At 34.2% G+C, this 16638-nt stretch carries 17 protein-coding genes; 16 read left to right on the plus strand and 1 reads right to left on the minus strand.

Annotated elements, in window-relative coordinates; translation table 11 throughout:
* Positions 1 to 60 precede the first annotated feature (60 nt).
* The 12 genes from IGL70_RS04085 to IGL70_RS04140 all read left to right on the plus strand — a co-directional run bounded on the left by IGL70_RS04085 (position 61) and on the right by IGL70_RS04140 (position 11401).
* On the plus strand, positions 61 to 840 hold the full coding sequence (locus IGL70_RS04085; protein WP_104873742.1) for a hypothetical protein: 780 nt from the start codon (positions 61 to 63) through the stop codon (positions 838 to 840).
* Positions 841 to 885: 45 nt separating this feature from the next.
* Entirely contained in the window at positions 886 to 1830 is a 945-nt protein-coding gene (locus IGL70_RS04090) for an LCP family glycopolymer transferase (protein WP_002294932.1), read from the plus strand.
* A gap of 15 nt (positions 1831 to 1845) precedes the next feature.
* Positions 1846 to 2625, plus strand: coding sequence for a YveK family protein (locus tag IGL70_RS04095; protein WP_086309565.1), 780 nt, complete (start codon positions 1846 to 1848; stop codon positions 2623 to 2625).
* Between the two features lie 11 nt (positions 2626 to 2636).
* Positions 2637 to 3335 carry a CpsD/CapB family tyrosine-protein kinase gene (locus IGL70_RS04100; protein ID WP_086309566.1) on the plus strand — a complete coding sequence of 233 codons (699 nt, stop codon included), beginning with the start codon at positions 2637 to 2639 and terminating at the stop codon, positions 3333 to 3335.
* 27 nt (positions 3336 to 3362) lie between these two features.
* A complete protein-coding gene (locus IGL70_RS04105; RefSeq protein WP_002327775.1) occupies positions 3363 to 4127 on the plus strand; it encodes a tyrosine-protein phosphatase in 765 nt (254 codons plus the stop codon).
* Positions 4128 to 4190: 63 nt separating this feature from the next.
* Positions 4191 to 4880, plus strand: a complete 690-nt coding sequence (locus tag IGL70_RS04110; RefSeq protein WP_086309708.1) for a sugar transferase — start codon at positions 4191 to 4193, stop codon at positions 4878 to 4880.
* A gap of 15 nt (positions 4881 to 4895) precedes the next feature.
* Complete coding sequence (gene cps2T, locus IGL70_RS04115) at positions 4896 to 6074, plus strand: beta 1-4 rhamnosyltransferase Cps2T (RefSeq protein ID WP_029485897.1); 1179 nt, start codon at positions 4896 to 4898, stop codon at positions 6072 to 6074.
* Positions 6075 to 6078: 4 nt separating this feature from the next.
* A complete protein-coding gene (locus IGL70_RS04120; RefSeq protein ID WP_029485898.1) occupies positions 6079 to 7371 on the plus strand; it encodes a glycosyltransferase in 1293 nt (430 codons plus the stop codon).
* A 61-nt stretch (positions 7372 to 7432) separates the two neighbouring features.
* The gene (locus IGL70_RS04125; protein WP_156249151.1) at positions 7433 to 8137 is read left to right on the plus strand and encodes an acyltransferase; all 705 of its coding nucleotides are present in this window, start codon (positions 7433 to 7435) and stop codon (positions 8135 to 8137) included.
* Between the two features lie 2 nt (positions 8138 to 8139).
* Positions 8140 to 9132, plus strand: a complete 993-nt coding sequence (locus IGL70_RS04130; protein WP_231414490.1) for a Stealth CR1 domain-containing protein — start codon at positions 8140 to 8142, stop codon at positions 9130 to 9132.
* On the plus strand, positions 9107 to 10099 hold the full coding sequence (locus tag IGL70_RS04135; RefSeq protein ID WP_029485901.1) for a glycosyltransferase: 993 nt from the start codon (positions 9107 to 9109) through the stop codon (positions 10097 to 10099). The genes IGL70_RS04130 and IGL70_RS04135 overlap by 26 nt, the downstream gene beginning before the upstream one ends.
* A gap of 3 nt (positions 10100 to 10102) precedes the next feature.
* The gene (locus IGL70_RS04140; protein ID WP_029485902.1) at positions 10103 to 11401 is read left to right on the plus strand and encodes an O-antigen ligase family protein; all 1299 of its coding nucleotides are present in this window, start codon (positions 10103 to 10105) and stop codon (positions 11399 to 11401) included.
* A gap of 469 nt (positions 11402 to 11870) precedes the next feature.
* Here the strand turns inward: IGL70_RS04140 and IGL70_RS04145 are convergent, their stop codons facing one another.
* Positions 11871 to 12620, minus strand: coding sequence for a MurR/RpiR family transcriptional regulator (locus tag IGL70_RS04145; RefSeq protein WP_002329464.1), 750 nt, complete (start codon positions 12618 to 12620; stop codon positions 11871 to 11873).
* Positions 12621 to 12762: 142 nt separating this feature from the next.
* Here IGL70_RS04145 and pfkB point away from each other — a divergent pair, with 142 nt between their 5' ends.
* Genes pfkB through lacD form a run of 4 tightly spaced genes read left to right on the plus strand, consistent with a single transcriptional unit; the run spans position 12763 to position 16584 of the window.
* Complete coding sequence (pfkB, locus tag IGL70_RS04150) at positions 12763 to 13713, plus strand: 1-phosphofructokinase (protein WP_104873740.1); 951 nt, start codon at positions 12763 to 12765, stop codon at positions 13711 to 13713.
* Positions 13695 to 15158, plus strand: a complete 1464-nt coding sequence (locus tag IGL70_RS04155; protein WP_104873739.1) for a PTS fructose transporter subunit IIC — start codon at positions 13695 to 13697, stop codon at positions 15156 to 15158. The genes pfkB and IGL70_RS04155 overlap by 19 nt, the downstream gene beginning before the upstream one ends.
* Positions 15155 to 15613: a fructose PTS transporter subunit IIA gene (locus tag IGL70_RS04160; protein ID WP_002336779.1), complete on the plus strand. Its 459-nt coding sequence runs from the start codon at positions 15155 to 15157 to the stop codon at positions 15611 to 15613. Before IGL70_RS04155 ends, IGL70_RS04160 begins: the two co-directional genes overlap by 4 nt.
* The gene (lacD, locus tag IGL70_RS04165) at positions 15610 to 16584 is read left to right on the plus strand and encodes a tagatose-bisphosphate aldolase (RefSeq protein WP_104857930.1); all 975 of its coding nucleotides are present in this window, start codon (positions 15610 to 15612) and stop codon (positions 16582 to 16584) included. The genes IGL70_RS04160 and lacD overlap by 4 nt, the downstream gene beginning before the upstream one ends.
* Positions 16585 to 16638 lie beyond the last annotated feature (54 nt).

Raw genomic sequence — 16638 nt, forward strand, 5'->3', positions numbered from 1 at the left:
ATTTTTATGTAAGTGAATTATATCTTAATTTATCTATCATCAATACTTAGGAGTGAATCTATGGAAAAGCCATTCGTCAAGTCATTGACTGCTGTGGCGGTAGGTGCGGGTGCTATTGCGATCTGTTTGTTTGGTTACCATATCAATAATCAGCGACAACATCAGCAACGGATCAATTATGCAGAATCTGCCATCACCAATCAAAAAGACACCTTGACTTCTTTATCAAAAGAAGTAGACAAGCTGTATAGTACAAAAGAAAAAATTTTTCTAAACCCTGAAATAACAGAAGAAACAATCACAAGTTTGTCCAATAAGCTATCCTCTGTCAAACTTTCAGCAGATGATTACGACATCAAAGAATCAGAATTGCCTAAAGAAGCTGTTGCAATCCAAGATGAGAAGAAAGCAATCGTGACACAGTTAGATAGTGCAGAATCAAAACTGAAGATCCAGACAGCTGTCAACGATTTATTTACTAAAAATGTATCAAACTGGCAGCAAGCTGTAGACGATGTCATCATCAAAGAAAAGGTGACAAGTGCAGATGTCGCTCGTGTACGTGAAAATATGAGCTTTTTTAAAGATAGTCCTTGGAAAACGGTTGTTATGCAATATGTAGGATTCGCTGATACCCAGATCGCGCAAGTCACGCAACTAGATCAGTTATTCGATACGATGTTAAAGGATGGTCAAGTGACTGCCACCGCTACTTACGATCAATATTTGACGGCGCTCAGTCAAATAGAGCAGATCCGGAATGAAAAAATAAGCGTAGCATACGCAACAAAAGCACAAACTGTTGCTCAGCAAATGGGCTATAGCAATATAAGCTATTGACAGTTAAAGCGATGATTCAAGCAAGGTTAGCAAACGGAGGAAACTATGGCAAGACGAAGAAGAAAATCAAGAGGGAAAAAAATATTTCTGATTATTTTAGCAGTTCTTATCGTATTAGTATTAGCAATTGTAGGAGTAGGAGCAAAATTATATCTGGATCTCTCACATTCTATTGAGAAAACTTACGAATCAGTGGAACGAACCCAAGGAGAACGAACGAAACCAGTTGATCTGGACAAACAAGAATCTTTCTCTGTTCTATTGATGGGGATTGATACTGGAGATTTAGGTCGGGTCGATCAAGGAAGATCAGATACGATGATGGTTGCCACAGTCAGTCCTGAAGACAAACAGACAACGATCGTCAGCATTCCTCGAGATACGTATGTCGACATCGTAGGTCGTGACACAAAAGACAAGATCAACCACGCTTACGCATTCGGCGGAGCTGCCATGGCGATGGATACCGTACAAAAATATGTAGACATCCCAATCGATCACTATGTCTCTATCAATATGAAAGGGCTAAAAGAACTTGTTGATGCAGTTGGTGGTATCGAAGTCAATAATGACCTCACTTTCTCACAAGATGGCTATGACTTTACAATCGGTAAAATCACATTGAACGGGGATCAGGCATTATCTTATTCTCGTATGCGTTATGAAGATCCAAATGGTGACTATGGTAGACAAGAGCGTCAAAGAAAGATCGTAGAAGGCGTAGCAAAAAAAGTATTGAGTCTAAATGGTGTCAGCAACTATCAATCCGTTTTGAATGCTCTAGAGTCGAATATGAAAACAGACATGAGCTTTGATGAAATGAAAAAAATCGCTTTAGATTATCGGGAGGCATTTGGTACGATCAAGCAAGATCAGCTGCAAGGAGAAGGCTTCATGCAAGATAATATCTCCTATCAAAAAGTCAGCGATCAAGAACTTGATCGTGTGAAAAAAGAATTAAAAGATCAAATGAATCTAGAGAATAAATAGGAAAGTGGAGAAAAAATGGAAGAGACAATCAGCTTGAAAGAAATTTTTGAAACATTACGCAAACACTTGGCAACAATCATCATCTCAATGTTTGCTGGCTTGGCCATCTCAGGAATCGTAACATTTTTCATCTTGACACCAAAATACAGTTCACAAGCACAATTGATCGTGACACTGCCACAATCAGACACTGCAAATGTCAATGATGTCAATACGAACCTGCAAATGATCAATACGTATAAAGATATGATCGTCAGTGATTTAGTACTAAATGAAGTCAAAGATCGTTTAGAAACAGAAGACAATGTGAAAATGACTGCTGGACAAATCAAAGATGCGATCTCCGTCAATCAGTCACAAAATTCACAAATGTTTTCGATCCAGGCAATAAGCACGAATGCAGTGACTGCTCAACAGATCGCTAATACAACTTCACAAGTTTTCCAAGAAAACGCCAAAGACGTGATGAATGTCGATAAAATTTCGATTATTTCAGGTGCAGTTGCCAATACGACACCTGTTTCGCCAAATAATAAATTGAATCTATTGATTGGCTTAGTGTTAGGAATGATGGTAGGCGTAGGTTTGGCATTCTTATTCGAATTACTTGATCGGACAGTGAAAGATGAAAAATATGTGACGGATACATTAGGATTCCCAATCTTAGGAACAGTTCCAGAAATGTCAGCGAAAGAATTGAACGCTGGTATCCGTAAAAAAGGAACAGCTCCTGCACGACCAAAAGCTACAAACGATAAAACAGCCCCATCACGCAGAAGCCGCTCAAGAGTCTAGGAGGAAGAAAAATGGCACGAACACAGAAACAAAAAGCAACACAAACTCATGCAGTCAGTTTGATCACATTAACAAACCCATCTTCACCAATCGCCGAACAATATCGTACGATCCGGACGAATATCCAGTTTGCCTCCGCAGCTGGTCAGCAAATCAAAACGATTGTCGTGACTTCATCAGGTCCTGGAGAAGGGAAATCCACCACTTCAGCAAACATTGCAGTCGTTTTTGCTAAATCCGGTCAACGGGTTCTACTAGTCGATGCAGATTTACGTAAACCCGTCGTCTATAAAACATTCCAGTTGAGTAATGCCAGTGGATTAAGTACAGCACTTAGTTCATCAGGAAGTGTAGCAGATGTGATTCAACGAACGCCAGTCGAGAACTTGTCGATTTTGCCTAGTGGACCTAAGCCACCCAACCCATCAGAATTGTTAAGCTCGCCAAGAATGGATCAGGTTCTAGCCGAAGCAAGACAGTTATTTGACGTGGTGATATTCGATATGCCACCAGTAGTAGCCGTAACAGATGCACAGATTATGTCTTCAAAAACGGATGGCACCTTATTGGTCGTACGTGAAAATACGTCACGTAAAGAATCCTTGACTAAAGCAAAAGAACTGCTGGAGATGGTACAAGCACGAGTTTTAGGTGTTGTATACAACGGAGCAGAACATAGCAAAGATGCTGGTTATTACTACGGAAATTAAGGAATAAGAAGAGAGGAGACAAGAGAAATGATCGATCTACATTGCCATATCCTACCAGGAATCGATGACGGGGCAGAAAACTTAGAAGCAAGTATTGCAATGGCTGAAAAAGCGATTCAGCAAGGCATTACGCATATTTTATGCACACCACACCACAATAATGGAAAATACAGCAATGAAAAATCACAAGTCATTTCTCTAGTCGCTTCGTTACAAGCCGAATTAGAGAAAAGACAGTTGCCTTTGACGTTATTGGAAGGACAAGAAGTACGTATTACCGGAACGCTCATCGAAGACATCCACCGAGATGAAATTTTATTTACAGATTTAGATGATACATATCTTCTGATCGAATTTCCGACACTGGAAGTGCCGTTATATGCAGAACGGCTTTTTTTCGAGTTGTTAGAACTAGGAAAGACACCAGTGATCGTCCATCCAGAACGTAACGCGCATTTTCGTAAAGACCCGAATCATTTGCTTCCATTCCTAGATATGGGATGTTTGGCCCAACTTACTGCGCCAAGTTATGTTGGTGTATTTGGCAAAGATATCCAGAAAACAGCCAAAACGATGGTCAAACATAATCTTGTGCAGATGGCTGCTTCTGATGCCCATGGGGTCTCTAAGCGCACCTTTTACTTAAAAGAGTGCTATGAGCAGATTGCCAAGGACTTTGGTAAGGAAAAAGTAGTACAGATGAAACAAGTCGCAAAGGATCTGATCAACGGGGATGAAATCAGTTATCCAATCTATGAAGAGGTAAAAAAGAAGAAGTTTGGTTTATTTTAGTTCTTTATTCGTAGATAAAAAGGAAATGAGGAGAGAGTGAAAATAGTGAAAGGGACTGAAAGTATGGAAAGTGAAGATTTATTATCTCGTATTAGTGAAGTACATCCTAATCAAGTTTGGTTGGATAAAGAAAAAGTTGAAAAACGATATATCTATTTATTTTTTAAAAGAATGATTGATATTGTAGGAAGCATTATTGGTTTGATTTTAGCTTCTCCTTTGATGTTTTATGTAGCTTATCGAATCAGAAAAGAAGAGCCAGGAAGTCCGATATTTTTTAGCCATACACGTGTTGGTAAAAATGGAAAAACATTCAAAATGCATAAATTCCGTTCGATGTGTTTAGATGCTGAAGAAAAATTGGAAGAGTTACTGGATCAAAATGAAATAGAAGGCGCAATGTTCAAGATGAAAGAAGATCCCCGTGTCACCCAAATAGGTAAAATTATCCGCGCTAAAAGCATTGATGAATTGCCACAGCTATGGAATGTTTTAAAAGGAGATATGAGTCTAGTTGGCCCACGTCCACCTTTGGAAAGGGAAGTAGCTGAGTACACGAGATATGATCTGCAACGCTTGTATGTAAAACCTGGATGTTCAGGTTTGTGGCAAGTTAGTGGTAGAAATGATGTTAGTTTTCATGAAATGGTCGATTTAGATTTAGAATATATCATTAATCAAAGTATATTAAATGATATTAAAATAATCATTAAGACAATTCGGGTTGTTATAAAACCTAATAGTGCATATTAGTAAGGGGAATAGAAGTTGGAAAAAACTAAACATGTATATATAATAGGATCAAAGGGGATTCCTGCAAAATATGGTGGGTTTGAATCATTTGTAGAAAACCTTACTAAAAGACAAACTGACAAAACGATTCAGTACCATATTGCTTGTATGACTGAAAACTCTTTAAAGTCGGATATTAAAGAAAAAGAATTTATTTATAATGGAGCTGAATGTTTTAACATAGATGTGCCAAACATTGGTCCAGCAAGAGCTATTTATTATGATTTAAAAGCTTTAGAAACATCTATTGAAAAGGCAGAAAAAAATAGAGATATAGTTCCTATTTTTTATGTTTTGGCTTGTCGTATCGGACCGTTTATCGGACATCTAAAAAAAAGGATAGATAAGATTAATGGTAAACTTTTTGTTAACCCTGATGGACACGAGTGGTTAAGAGCAAAATGGAGTTACCCTGTAAGAAAATATTGGAAATTCTCTGAAAGATTAATGGTTAAAAATGCAGACCTTCTAATTTGTGATAGTAAAAATATAGAGAAGTACATTCGAGAAACGTATAAAAAATATAAACCGAAAACAACTTATATTGCATATGGCACAGATATGAAAAAAACTAGTTTTTCTAAAAATAATGAAATAGTGCAAAGGTGGTTTAATGAGAAAAAAGTAAGTGAGGGTAACTATTTCTTAGTTGTCGGACGATTTGTTCCTGAGAATAATTATGAAGTAATGATTCGCGAGTTTATGAAGTCTAATACAAAAAAAGACTTTGTACTTGTTACTAATGTCGAAAAAAATAAATTTTACGGAAAATTATCCCGTGAGACTGGATTTGATCGGGATCCGCGTATCAAGTTTGTAGGAACTGTTTACGACCAAGATTTATTAAAATATATACGAGAAAATGCCTTTGCTTATCTTCACGGACATGAGGTTGGTGGAACAAACCCCTCACTTTTAGAAGCTCTTGCCTCAACAGAAATAAACTTACTTCTAGATGTTGGCTTTAATAGAGAAGTAGGAGAAAACAGTGCATTTTATTGGAGAAAAAAAACGCTCCACGAGTTGATAAATAAATTAGAAACTGGTGAATTAGCTTTAGCAAATATTGAAAGTGACCCAAGAGAAGTAATTTCGAATAAATTCACATGGGAAAAAATAATACATGATTATGAGAATATTTTGTTAAAGGGTTGATGAGATGAGAATACTACATTATTGCTTGGGATATCCTCCCAATCGTTCAGGGGGATTGGTAAAATATTCACTTGATCTAATGGAAGAAGAACAAAGGCAAGGGAATCAGATTTATTCTTTATACCCTGGAAGATATAGTCCTTTAAAGAAAACGCATATACGATATGAAAAAAAATTGGATACTGGCATTATTGTTTATGAGTTAATTAACAGTTTACCATTACCTCTTTATGGAGGAATCAGTGATCCAGAGGAATTTTTCAAATCAGTTTCTAAAAAAATATATAAAGACTTTTTAAAAAAATTAAGATTAGACATTATACATGTCCATACGCTCATGGGAATTCATAAAGAATTTTTTGTTGCAGCTAAGGAGCTAGGTATCAAAATATGTTACACAACACATGACTATTTTGGACTAGCACCAGAACCTAATTTTTTTATTAATGGCAAGAGTTATGATAAGGATAATAGTATTGCGAATTGGAAACTTGCTTCAACTAATGCTTTATCAGTGAAAAAATTAAGATTATTTCAGTTAAAGTACTATTATATATTAAAAAAAATCATGAAAAAATTAAAAATTAGAAAAATTAGTGAAGAGCATGTAACAGAGGAAATCAGAAATTCTAGTGAATCTATAGCATGGATTAATTTAAAAGAATACTACGAAGATATTTTTAGTCATATTAATCAATTCCACTTTAATAGTAATTTGACTAAAGATATTTTCTTATTTAACCTTGGTTCAATAGTTTCGAGTTTTTCCGTTATTCCTATTACAAATAGTAGTATTAAAAAGAGGGATAAAACTTATAAAATGGATCTGCATAAAAAAATAAAAAAAGTGGCTTATATCGGACCTGATGAAAGCTATAAAGGTTTTTTTGAATTTCTAAAATTAAAGGAAATATTTGATGAAAGTGAGTTTTTTGAATTTCATACTTATGGATATCAACCTAAAAGAGTTATTTCCGGAGTTAGTCAGCATGGTAAATATAACTTAAATAACATTGAAGATGTATATGAAAACATAGATATATTAATTGTTCCAAGTTTGTGGAAAGAAACTTATGGATTAGTTACTATTGAGGCATTAAGTTATCATAAATATGTTTTTGTCAGTGAAAACGTGGGAAGTAAAGACTTATTTAATGACTATTTCATTTTTAAAGATGTGGTTGAGTTGAAAAGAAAGATGAATGATCCTTCCTTTTATGATATAAAAAATAATTTAAGTGAAAATTTGTTACTAAATAAACATGCTTCACATGTTCTTAATTTTTATAAAGTATAAAACTCTGTGTAAAATTCATATTTTTATTAATAGTATATAATTGTTTAAGGTGGTAAATATTTTGATAATCAGTCTTATAGAAAAGGTAATAAAAAAAATTACTGGAAAAAAAGAATTTATTTTATCTAAAAATGTCCCACTAATTTATGTTATTCATTTTGGATCTCGATTTTTGATTGGACTGTTGAGAGGAAAAATTAGAGGGATTGGAATTGTAAAAGGCACTAAATTATTTATAGGATCTAGAGTAAAGATTTATTGTAAAAATAAATTGAACTGTGGGGATAATGTTAGAATCGAAGACAGTGTTTTTATTAATGCGTTATCAAAAAAAGGTATATTCTTAGGTGATAGAGTTAAAATTGGAAGAGGGAGTGAGATTAATTGCTCTGGTAGTTTAGCTGACTTAGGAAAAGGAATTTCTATTGGAACTAATTCAAGTTTTGCTGAAAATACTTATTTTGGTGCTGCTGGTGGGATAAATATTGGAGAAGATGTAATTTCTGGACAGAATGTTCGGTTTCACTCAGAAAATCATAATTATCAGGATCTAAATACTCCAATCCGTCTCCAAGGTGTTAACAGAAAAGGTATCGTTGTTGGTAATAATGTTTGGATTGGATCAGGAGCAGTTTTTTTAGATGGTGCTAAAATAGGGAATGGCTGTATCATAGGAGCTAATACATTATTAAATAGTGTTTATCCTGATAATTGTGTAATTGTTGGAAATCCAGGTAGAATAATAAAACGACGAACTGAGGAATAATTGTGAAAGAAAAAATTGATTTTGTCATAACTTGGGTAGATGAGAGTGATGCACTTTGGAAAAAAAGTAAAGATAATTACGCACTAGAATATAATATGAAACTAAACGATGCTTCAAGGTATAGAGATTGGGGATTTCTAAAATATTGGTTTCGTTCTGTAGAAAAAAATGCCCCATGGGTGAATCGGATTTACTTTGTAACAGAAGGTCATCTTCCAGAATGGTTAGATTTATCTTATGAAAAGCTAAAGGTAATCAAGCATAGTGATTTCATTGATGAGAACTATTTACCCACATTTAACTCAAATGTCATTGAGTTAAATTTTAGTAAATTACCTGGTTTATCTGAACATTTTGTCAGTTTTAATGATGATATGTTTCTGAATAAAACTGTTTATCCAAGCGATTTTTTTAAAAAGGGATTTCCTAAAGATATAGGGGTCTTTAGTCCTGTTATCCCATTGGAGAAAACTATTGATTCCATAGTTTTAAATAATGTGGAGATAATAAATAGGAATTTTAGTAAAAGTAAACTTTTAAAAAATAACATCTTTAAATTTTTTAATTTAAAGTATAAGAAACACTTTGTGAAAAATGTTTGTACTTTACCATGGAACCATATTCTTGGTTTTTATGATAATCATATTCCAATTTCTTATAAAAAAAGTATTTTTGAAAAAGTGTATAAATTAGAAAATGATCGTATTTCTAACACATTAAAAAATCGTTTTAGAACTAAAGAGGATATAAGTCATTGGTTGATTAGATATTGGCAAATTTGTGAAGGAAAATTTTATCCTCGTAGTTCAAGTTTTGGTGCATATTATAACATCACTCAGAATCCTGTAGATATAGTTGAAGAATTGAAGTCTAGCAAACACAAGGTTATCTGTCTAAATGACAATGACAGTTTAACTGATTATGAAAAAGCAAAAAAAATGATTTTGAGGGAGTTTGAAAAAAAATATAATGATAAAAGCCGATTTGAACGATAAATTTCATACTACTATAATACTTGGAACTTACAACGGAGAATCTTTCATAGTAGAACAAATAAACTCCATATTACAACAACATAGGCTGCCAGATGAGATAATATTTTCCGATGATTGTTCCACAGATGGAACTACGAAAATATTAGACAAATATTCTATTATGTTTGAAAAGAAAAATGTTAAAGTAAAAAAAGTATATAGAGATAAAAATGTAGGGTATATTGCTAACTTTTTAGAGGCGTTAGATTATTCTACGGGGGATATAGTTTTTTTCTGTGATCAAGATGATATATGGAAAGAAAATAAAATCAACGATACTATTAATTTTTTTAAAGCAAATCCTCGATGCATTGCACTGCATAGTAATACTGAAATTATTGATAGTAATGGTGTAATTATAAAACGTAACGCTCAAGACTATACAAAAAAGAAAGAATTATTGTCTATTGAAAAGTTTATAAAAAAAGTTAATTATCCTGGTATGGCGTTAGCGTTTAAACGTATACCAATCTGTAAAAAAGTGAATCAATTAAATTTTGAAGTAAAGACTCTTCCTACACATGATTGGTATATATGCTTTTTGTCATGTATGTTAGGGGGACTTTATACCACTAGTGATGTGTATACATTGAGACGCTATACTGGAGAAAATGTGGCTTTAAATGTAAAAAATAAACGAATCGATAACATCGATTTACGAATAAAAGGTATCGAACTCTATCTAGAGTACTATAAATTAGTTTTTAATATAAAAAATAGGCTGAAGAATGATAAAGCATCTATAAAATTAAATATAAATAACTATATAAATAACAGCGAAATAAGACTAGATTATCTTAAAGGAAAAAAGATTAGCTTATGGTTGGGTAATATAGTAAATTTAAAATATTACCCTTCTATAAAATCGTATCTAGGTGATTTGTTGTTGATTCTTAAAGTCAAAATTTTATATAAACGAGGAATATAGAAGATGAGAATAGTATTGGCTATAGTCTTTTTTTTAGTTGTTTTTATTTTGTATAAAAATTTAATTATTAAAGATAAAGACAAAGTAATTCAAATAATTCCTTTATTACTGTACATTGCATTTAATATCAGTATAAATTCACTTGAATATAGAATTGTAGGAGAATATTTAAAATTATATGTAAATGTAGCAACAATAATAATATTTTCAGCGGTACTATATTTTCTTAATAAAAAAACTTTTAGATTAAGTTGGGAATATCTATATTTTATAACATTACTTATAAATATAATCTATAGTATTTTTTCTGATAATATATCAATAGATAATTTTCCAATGTTCTTAAGGGTTATCCTAAACTATGTTTCCATTTATCTATGTTTTCTTTTATGCAAATCAATCAAAAATTTTTATATAGAAAGTTTTTTTCGTGCTTTTAATTGGTTAGCGATTCTAAATGGAATATTGGGTATTCTACAAATGCTAACTAAAAAAACTTTATTAATCGGTAGTTTTTCAGAATCTATTCTTTATACAGAAGGTATTGTAGATAGTAATCGGGCCGTTGGTATTGCGGGTTCGAATAACTCAGCAGGCAATTTAGGCGCATTACTATTTATTATTGCTTTATTTAATCTTTACAAAAAAAAGGATTTACTTTCTTTATCTGCAACGATGCTCACTTTTCTCTTTATATTATTAACTCAAACACGTATTGCATTATTAGGTATAGTTCCCTCACTAATACTAATTTATACCTTCAATAAGAGTTCTACTAGAAGTCAATTTTTTAAAAAAAGTTTATTAACTATTTCCTTTGTCGGTATAAGTTTTCTAGCATTATTTTTATTGTTTGATAAAATATATCAAGTGTTCTTTTTAAATAGAGGAAATACAGAAAACAGTAGGATGATTCAGTTTAATAATGCTATCAATTTGGGAGCAAAACATCATCTTCTAAGCGGTATTGGTTCAGGTCAGTGGCGTAGCTATTTATATAATAATTTTGGCATTGTAGATATACCGATACATTCACAAATGTTAAACTATCTTGTAGAAAATGGTCTATTCGTATTTGTAGTAGCTATTGTTTTTAATATAGGCATATTAGTGACAATTTTGAAAAATTCATATCTTGAGAAAAATTACAAATTATTAGCATTATCTTTATTTTTTGGGAACTTAATCGTATCCAATTTTAATCCAAATCAGATATATACTATAAACATTATTATTTACTATTTAGTAATGTTTTATCTTGCTTATTATAAAAAAATAAAGATAAGCAAATTTAAGGAATAGGTTTTGACAATACTTATCTTCATAGTAACACGTTCTTTAACAAGTAATTTATCAAGTAGTATTTTGACTAATTTGATACAGTTTGCTATTGCTTTGCCTATTTATTTAACCATTACTACTCTATTTAAGGCAAATCCGTTCCTTGATTTATTAAGGAAAAAATAGTTTTTACAAGTAAGTTGATAATTAGAACTTTGTTCAATAAGAAAGTGATTTAAATAGCTTATAAGAATTGAAAAATGTGAATTTTCATCAACCCTAATCTGGAACAGAAAGCATAAGCTTCTGTTCCAGATTTTTTTATTATTTCCTTTTGTTTATTTATTTTGTAGTATTTTTAGCCATGCTAAAGTACACGATAGCTTTTATCTAAAATGGAAAATGAGACTAATAAATTATAGTAGCGAGATACGTAAAGCATTTTTTACAGTTTTTCTAGCAATTGTTATCAATCGCAAATCAAATATCCTCAATTCTCCCCCATACGCAATACATAGGCGTCAAGCAAGATTCTCGCGATGATCTGGAGAGGCAAACGTGACCGTACTTCATAATCAGGGAAATAAGAACCTTCTGATTTGAAACCTACGAGATTGATCTCGCAATAGTCTTTCAGTGTAGAGGAATGATTGGCTGTAACTAGAATCGAACCAATCTCTGCATCATAGCAATTCTTTGCGGCGGTGACGAGTTCTTTTGTCTCGCCGTTCAAAGAAACAAAAATAACGCTGTCTTTCTTAGTCAGTTTCTGACTGATGCTTTTGATAATTTCTGGATCAGTATGCATTTGACAATTTTTTCCCGTTAATTGAAGTTTTACCAGCATTTCTTGGCCAATCATTTCTGAAAATCCTCGGGCAAAGACAAAAACCCGGTCAGCAAATTTGATTCTTTGTATCGCATCCTCAATGTTTCCGATTTCCAACATATTGATCGTACGTACCACTTCTTGTTCATTTTTTAGAATGGCTCGGCGGATACCTTTGTCTACTTTATCTAAGAAAGAAAAATTGATGTTCTTGTTTTCTCCTTCTTTTAGATGATGCTTAAACGAAGTAAACCCTTCATAGCCTTTCTTTTTCATTGTCCGCACAATGGTGGCTGTTGAGACATTTGCTTGTTCACTTAGTTTCACGATGGAGTAGTTAGGGATCTCTAGGATGTGGTGTTCGATAAAGTTCCAGAGGTACTGTTCTGTTTCACTTAATTTGTGATCCATATTCTTTCCTTCTTTCACCAAAAGTTAGTTAAAAAATAGCACGACGAGTTTATAAATGTAAAGGTTTTCTTTGTGTTGGGACGATTAAGAAAACATTTTCTCTTTCGCGTATTTCATAATAGAGTCAAGGAGGTCATTGGTTATGTCTATCTACACATGCACGATGAATTTGGCAATTGATCTATTTATTGAAACAGAGGAGATGCATCCTTTTATGGTAAATCGCACAAAAGAGGATGACATTCAGGCAAACGGAAAAGGAGTGAATGTGTCACTAGTATTAAAGATGCTAGATTTCCCAAGTACGGCATTTGGTTTTTCTGCTGGGTTCACAGGAAAGTATATAGAAGACTATTTACAGCAGAAACAAATCCAAACAGAGTTTATTGAAGTGCCTGGTATGACGCGTATCAATGTATTTACACAAGTCAATCAAACGAAAGAAGAATACAAATTAGTGAATCAAGGACCTGAAATACCGCAGACAGCTGTCCATAATTTTTTAAATCAAATAAGAGCATTACAAAAAGAAGATTATCTTTGTGTTTCTGGGAGTTTACCAAGAGGGCTGTCTCCAAAGGTTTTAATAGAAATCAGTCGGATTTGTCAGGAAAAGGGGATTCATTTGATTATTGATAGTAGTGATCAAGAAGTCATGGATTGTTTACCCTATCGACCGTTTTTGCTGAAACCAAACGAGGAAGAACTTTCTTCTTGGTTCGGACGAAAAATGGTTACAGATGAAGATTACTTTGTTTATGGACAACGACTAGTAGAGTTAGGTGCAGAAAATGTTTTGTTATCCCTCGGTGAGAAAGGAGCGATTCTTTTTACGAAAGACAGGGTGTTTAGAGGAAACTCGCCAAAAGGAAAAGTTGTCAATACAGCATGTGCAGGTGATACCATGTTAGGCGCTTTTTTAGCAGGATACATGAATCGACGACCACTTGATGAAACGTTACGTAAAAGCATAGCAGCAGGCAGCTCAACCGCTTTTCGCAAAGGATTAACAGATTTTTTAGATGTGGAGGAATTAAGTAAACAAATCAAAATCAGGGAAGAGAGGTTCGAAAGATGGGAAAATATCAACTAATTGCAGCAACCGGTTGTCCGACAGGAATTGCGCATACCTACATGGCGCAAGAGGCATTAGAACAAGCAGCTAGGAAAAAAGGCATCACGATCAAAGTAGAGACCCATGGACAAATTGGGATCGAAAATGAATTAACGGCTGAAGAAATCAAACAGGCGGATGCTGTCATTATTGCCGCAGACAAAGATGTCCATTCAGAAAGATTTGCGGGAAAACGAGTCATTGATGTTTCTGTCAGTACAGGAATCAAGGATGCACAACGGCTGATTGACGAGGCATTGGCAGGAAAAGGTACTGTCTTAGCAGATAATGAAGCTGTTGATACTTTAGAACCAGAAGTGATGAGTGGTGCTAATTTTGGTCGTAGCATCTATAAAAATTTGATGAATGGTGTCTCTCATATGTTGCCTTTCGTGGTAGCTGGCGGAGTATTGATTGCTATTTCATTTGCAGTTTGGGGAATCTATTCTTTTGATCCAGATCATGCACAATACAGTGCTACAGCGGCAATGGTAAAAGCAGTTGGCGATGCAGCAATGGGAATGATGGTTCCAGTTTTAGCAGCTTATATTGCAGAAGGGATCGCGAAACGTCCAGGGTTAGTCGTTGGATTTGTTGGTGGAATCGTAGCCATGAATGGCGGTACTGGATTTTTAGGAGGTATTTTAGCTGGGTTCTTAGCAGGTTATTTTATCTTATTTTTGCAAAAGCTACTGACAATTTTACCTAAACAACTAGATGGCTTGAAGGCAATCTTCTTATATCCAGTTATTGGTGTAGCATTTATTGGCATCGTGATGTCTTTGCTGGCAGGTCCAATGAAGGCTATAAATGAAGGAATGATGAGCTTTTTAGCTGGATTTGAACATTCGAATCCACTTGTTCTTGGCGTGATTGTTGGTTGCATGTGTGCGTTTGATATGGGAGGACCGATTAATAAGGCGGCATATGTAACAGGAACAGCTCTTTTGGCACAAGGAAACACGACTTTTATGGCTGGTGTGTCAGCAGCTTGTATTACACCACCGTTGATTACTGGTTTTGCTACTTTATTGTTTGGTAAATATTTTGATACCAATGATCGTAATGCAGGTTTGGTTAATTTTATTTTAGGATCAACTCATATTACGGAAGGAGCTATTCCGTTTGCTGCGAAAGACCCGATCCGAGTGTTACCCACGATGATGTTAGGCTCATCAATTGCTGCTGTCTTGACTTATTTGTTTGGCGTCCAAGTTCCAGCACCACATGGTGGTTTTTTAGTGTTACCTGTAGTGACGGGAAAAATCCAATGGGTTACAGCGATTCTTATTGGTTCGATCGTTGGTGGAGTGATACTAGGTTTGATCCAAAAGAAAAGAGTAACTGATGAAGACAAGAAGATGGATAATAAAGCAGCAAATCGTACAGTTATCGAAGAAGGAAGAGCAGGAGGCTTATCATGACAATCATTCATGAAGAGAACATTTTTTTACAACAGCCATTAGATAGTCAAGAAGAAGCATTTAAGTTTTTAGCAAAGCAAACATTCTGTTTAGGAATCGCTCATGACGAAAAAGAAGTATATCAAAAACTTCTAGAAAGAGAAAAAGAAGGTACTACAGGAATAATGTCAGGTTTTGCTATCCCTCATGCGAAGTCTCAAACAATCAACGAACCTAGTATGATTATCGTCACACTGAACAAAGGAATTGAATGGAACAGTTTAGATAGACAGTCAGTTGATTTTATTTTTGCGTTATTTATTCCAGATTCAGAAGCAGGAACGACTCATTTGAAATTATTGTCTCTCGTTGCACGATCATTGATGCGAAAAGAGGTTACAGAACAGTTGAGAAAAGCAAAATCAAAAACAAAAATAGCCACAATATTAACTAAAGAAATAGGTGAAGATATATGAAGAAGATGAGTATAGAAAAGCAGGAACGTTTGAAGCGATTGACGGATGAAGCTGGAATTATTAGCGCGTTAGCAATCGACCAGCGTGGTGCTTTGAAGAAAATGATCAACCAATATAAAGAAGCTACATCAGAAGACATCATCCAATTTAAACAGATGGTTTCTCAATACCTGACTCCCTATGCCTCAGCTATTTTACTTGATCCAGAATACGGCCTGCCTGCAGCAGCGCTTCGAGAGAAAGAATGTGGCTTGCTGCTAGCTTATGAAAAAACCGGCTATGATACGAAAATGCCGGGAAGATTACCTGATTTATTGAATATTTGGTCGGTGAAAAGGTTAAAAGAAGCTGGTGCGGATGCTTGTAAATTTTTATTGTACTATGACATGGATGAACCAGCAGAGATTAATGTGCAAAAACAAATAGTTATAGAACGGATTGGTTCAGAATGCGAAGCAGAAGGCATACCTTTCTTTTTAGAGATCCTTTCTTATGATGCAACTATTGGCGATCCGTCTTCTCTTGCCTATGCAAAAGTAAAACCACATAAAGTTATTGAAGCCATGCGAGAATTTTCAAAAGAACGTTATCAAGTGGATGTATTGAAAGTAGAAGTGCCAGTGAATATGAGATTTGTGGAAGGATATGGGAAAGAGACTTGTTATAGTCAAGCAGAGGCATCCGCGTATTTCTATGAACAATCGAAAGTGACTGAACAACCGTTTATTTTTTTAAGTGCGGGAGTCAATGCTACGCTATTTCAAGATACATTACGTTTTGCAAAACAATCAGGTTCGACATTCAATGGTGTCTTATGTGGGCGAGCAACATGGGCAAAGGGAGTGGCACCTTTTGTTACCGAAGGCGAAGAAAAAGCGAGTAGTTGGATGTTAGAAGAAGGAAAACAAAATATTAAGGAATTAAGTACACTCTTAGAAGAAACAGCAACACCTGTCTACGTTGATAGATAAGAAAAAGTTGTTTCTTCATAAAAAGATGCTGCTGCAATTAGATAGCGATCAATC

It is taken from the genome of Enterococcus sp. DIV0901a (genome assembly GCF_051711525.1).
Lineage (GTDB): Bacteria > Bacillota > Bacilli > Lactobacillales > Enterococcaceae > Enterococcus_B > Enterococcus_B faecium.

Coding starts and splice junctions, on each gene's coding strand:
- IGL70_RS04085 (WP_104873742.1), top strand. CDS start 61: ATGGAAAAGCCATTCGTCAAGTCATTGACTGCTGTGGCGGTAGGTGCG.
- IGL70_RS04145 (WP_002329464.1), bottom strand. CDS start 12,620: ATGGATCACAAATTAAGTGAAACAGAACAGTACCTCTGGAACTTTATC.
- IGL70_RS04105 (WP_002327775.1), top strand. CDS start 3,363: ATGATCGATCTACATTGCCATATCCTACCAGGAATCGATGACGGGGCA.
- IGL70_RS04155 (WP_104873739.1), top strand. CDS start 13,695: ATGGGAAAATATCAACTAATTGCAGCAACCGGTTGTCCGACAGGAATT.
- IGL70_RS04100 (WP_086309566.1), top strand. CDS start 2,637: ATGGCACGAACACAGAAACAAAAAGCAACACAAACTCATGCAGTCAGT.
- pfkB (WP_104873740.1), top strand. CDS start 12,763: ATGTCTATCTACACATGCACGATGAATTTGGCAATTGATCTATTTATT.
- IGL70_RS04120 (WP_029485898.1), top strand. CDS start 6,079: ATGAGAATACTACATTATTGCTTGGGATATCCTCCCAATCGTTCAGGG.
- IGL70_RS04110 (WP_086309708.1), top strand. CDS start 4,191: ATGGAAAGTGAAGATTTATTATCTCGTATTAGTGAAGTACATCCTAAT.
- IGL70_RS04140 (WP_029485902.1), top strand. CDS start 10,103: ATGAGAATAGTATTGGCTATAGTCTTTTTTTTAGTTGTTTTTATTTTG.
- IGL70_RS04090 (WP_002294932.1), top strand. CDS start 886: ATGGCAAGACGAAGAAGAAAATCAAGAGGGAAAAAAATATTTCTGATT.
- IGL70_RS04135 (WP_029485901.1), top strand. CDS start 9,107: ATGATAAAAGCCGATTTGAACGATAAATTTCATACTACTATAATACTT.
- IGL70_RS04160 (WP_002336779.1), top strand. CDS start 15,155: ATGACAATCATTCATGAAGAGAACATTTTTTTACAACAGCCATTAGAT.
- lacD (WP_104857930.1), top strand. CDS start 15,610: ATGAAGAAGATGAGTATAGAAAAGCAGGAACGTTTGAAGCGATTGACG.
- IGL70_RS04095 (WP_086309565.1), top strand. CDS start 1,846: ATGGAAGAGACAATCAGCTTGAAAGAAATTTTTGAAACATTACGCAAA.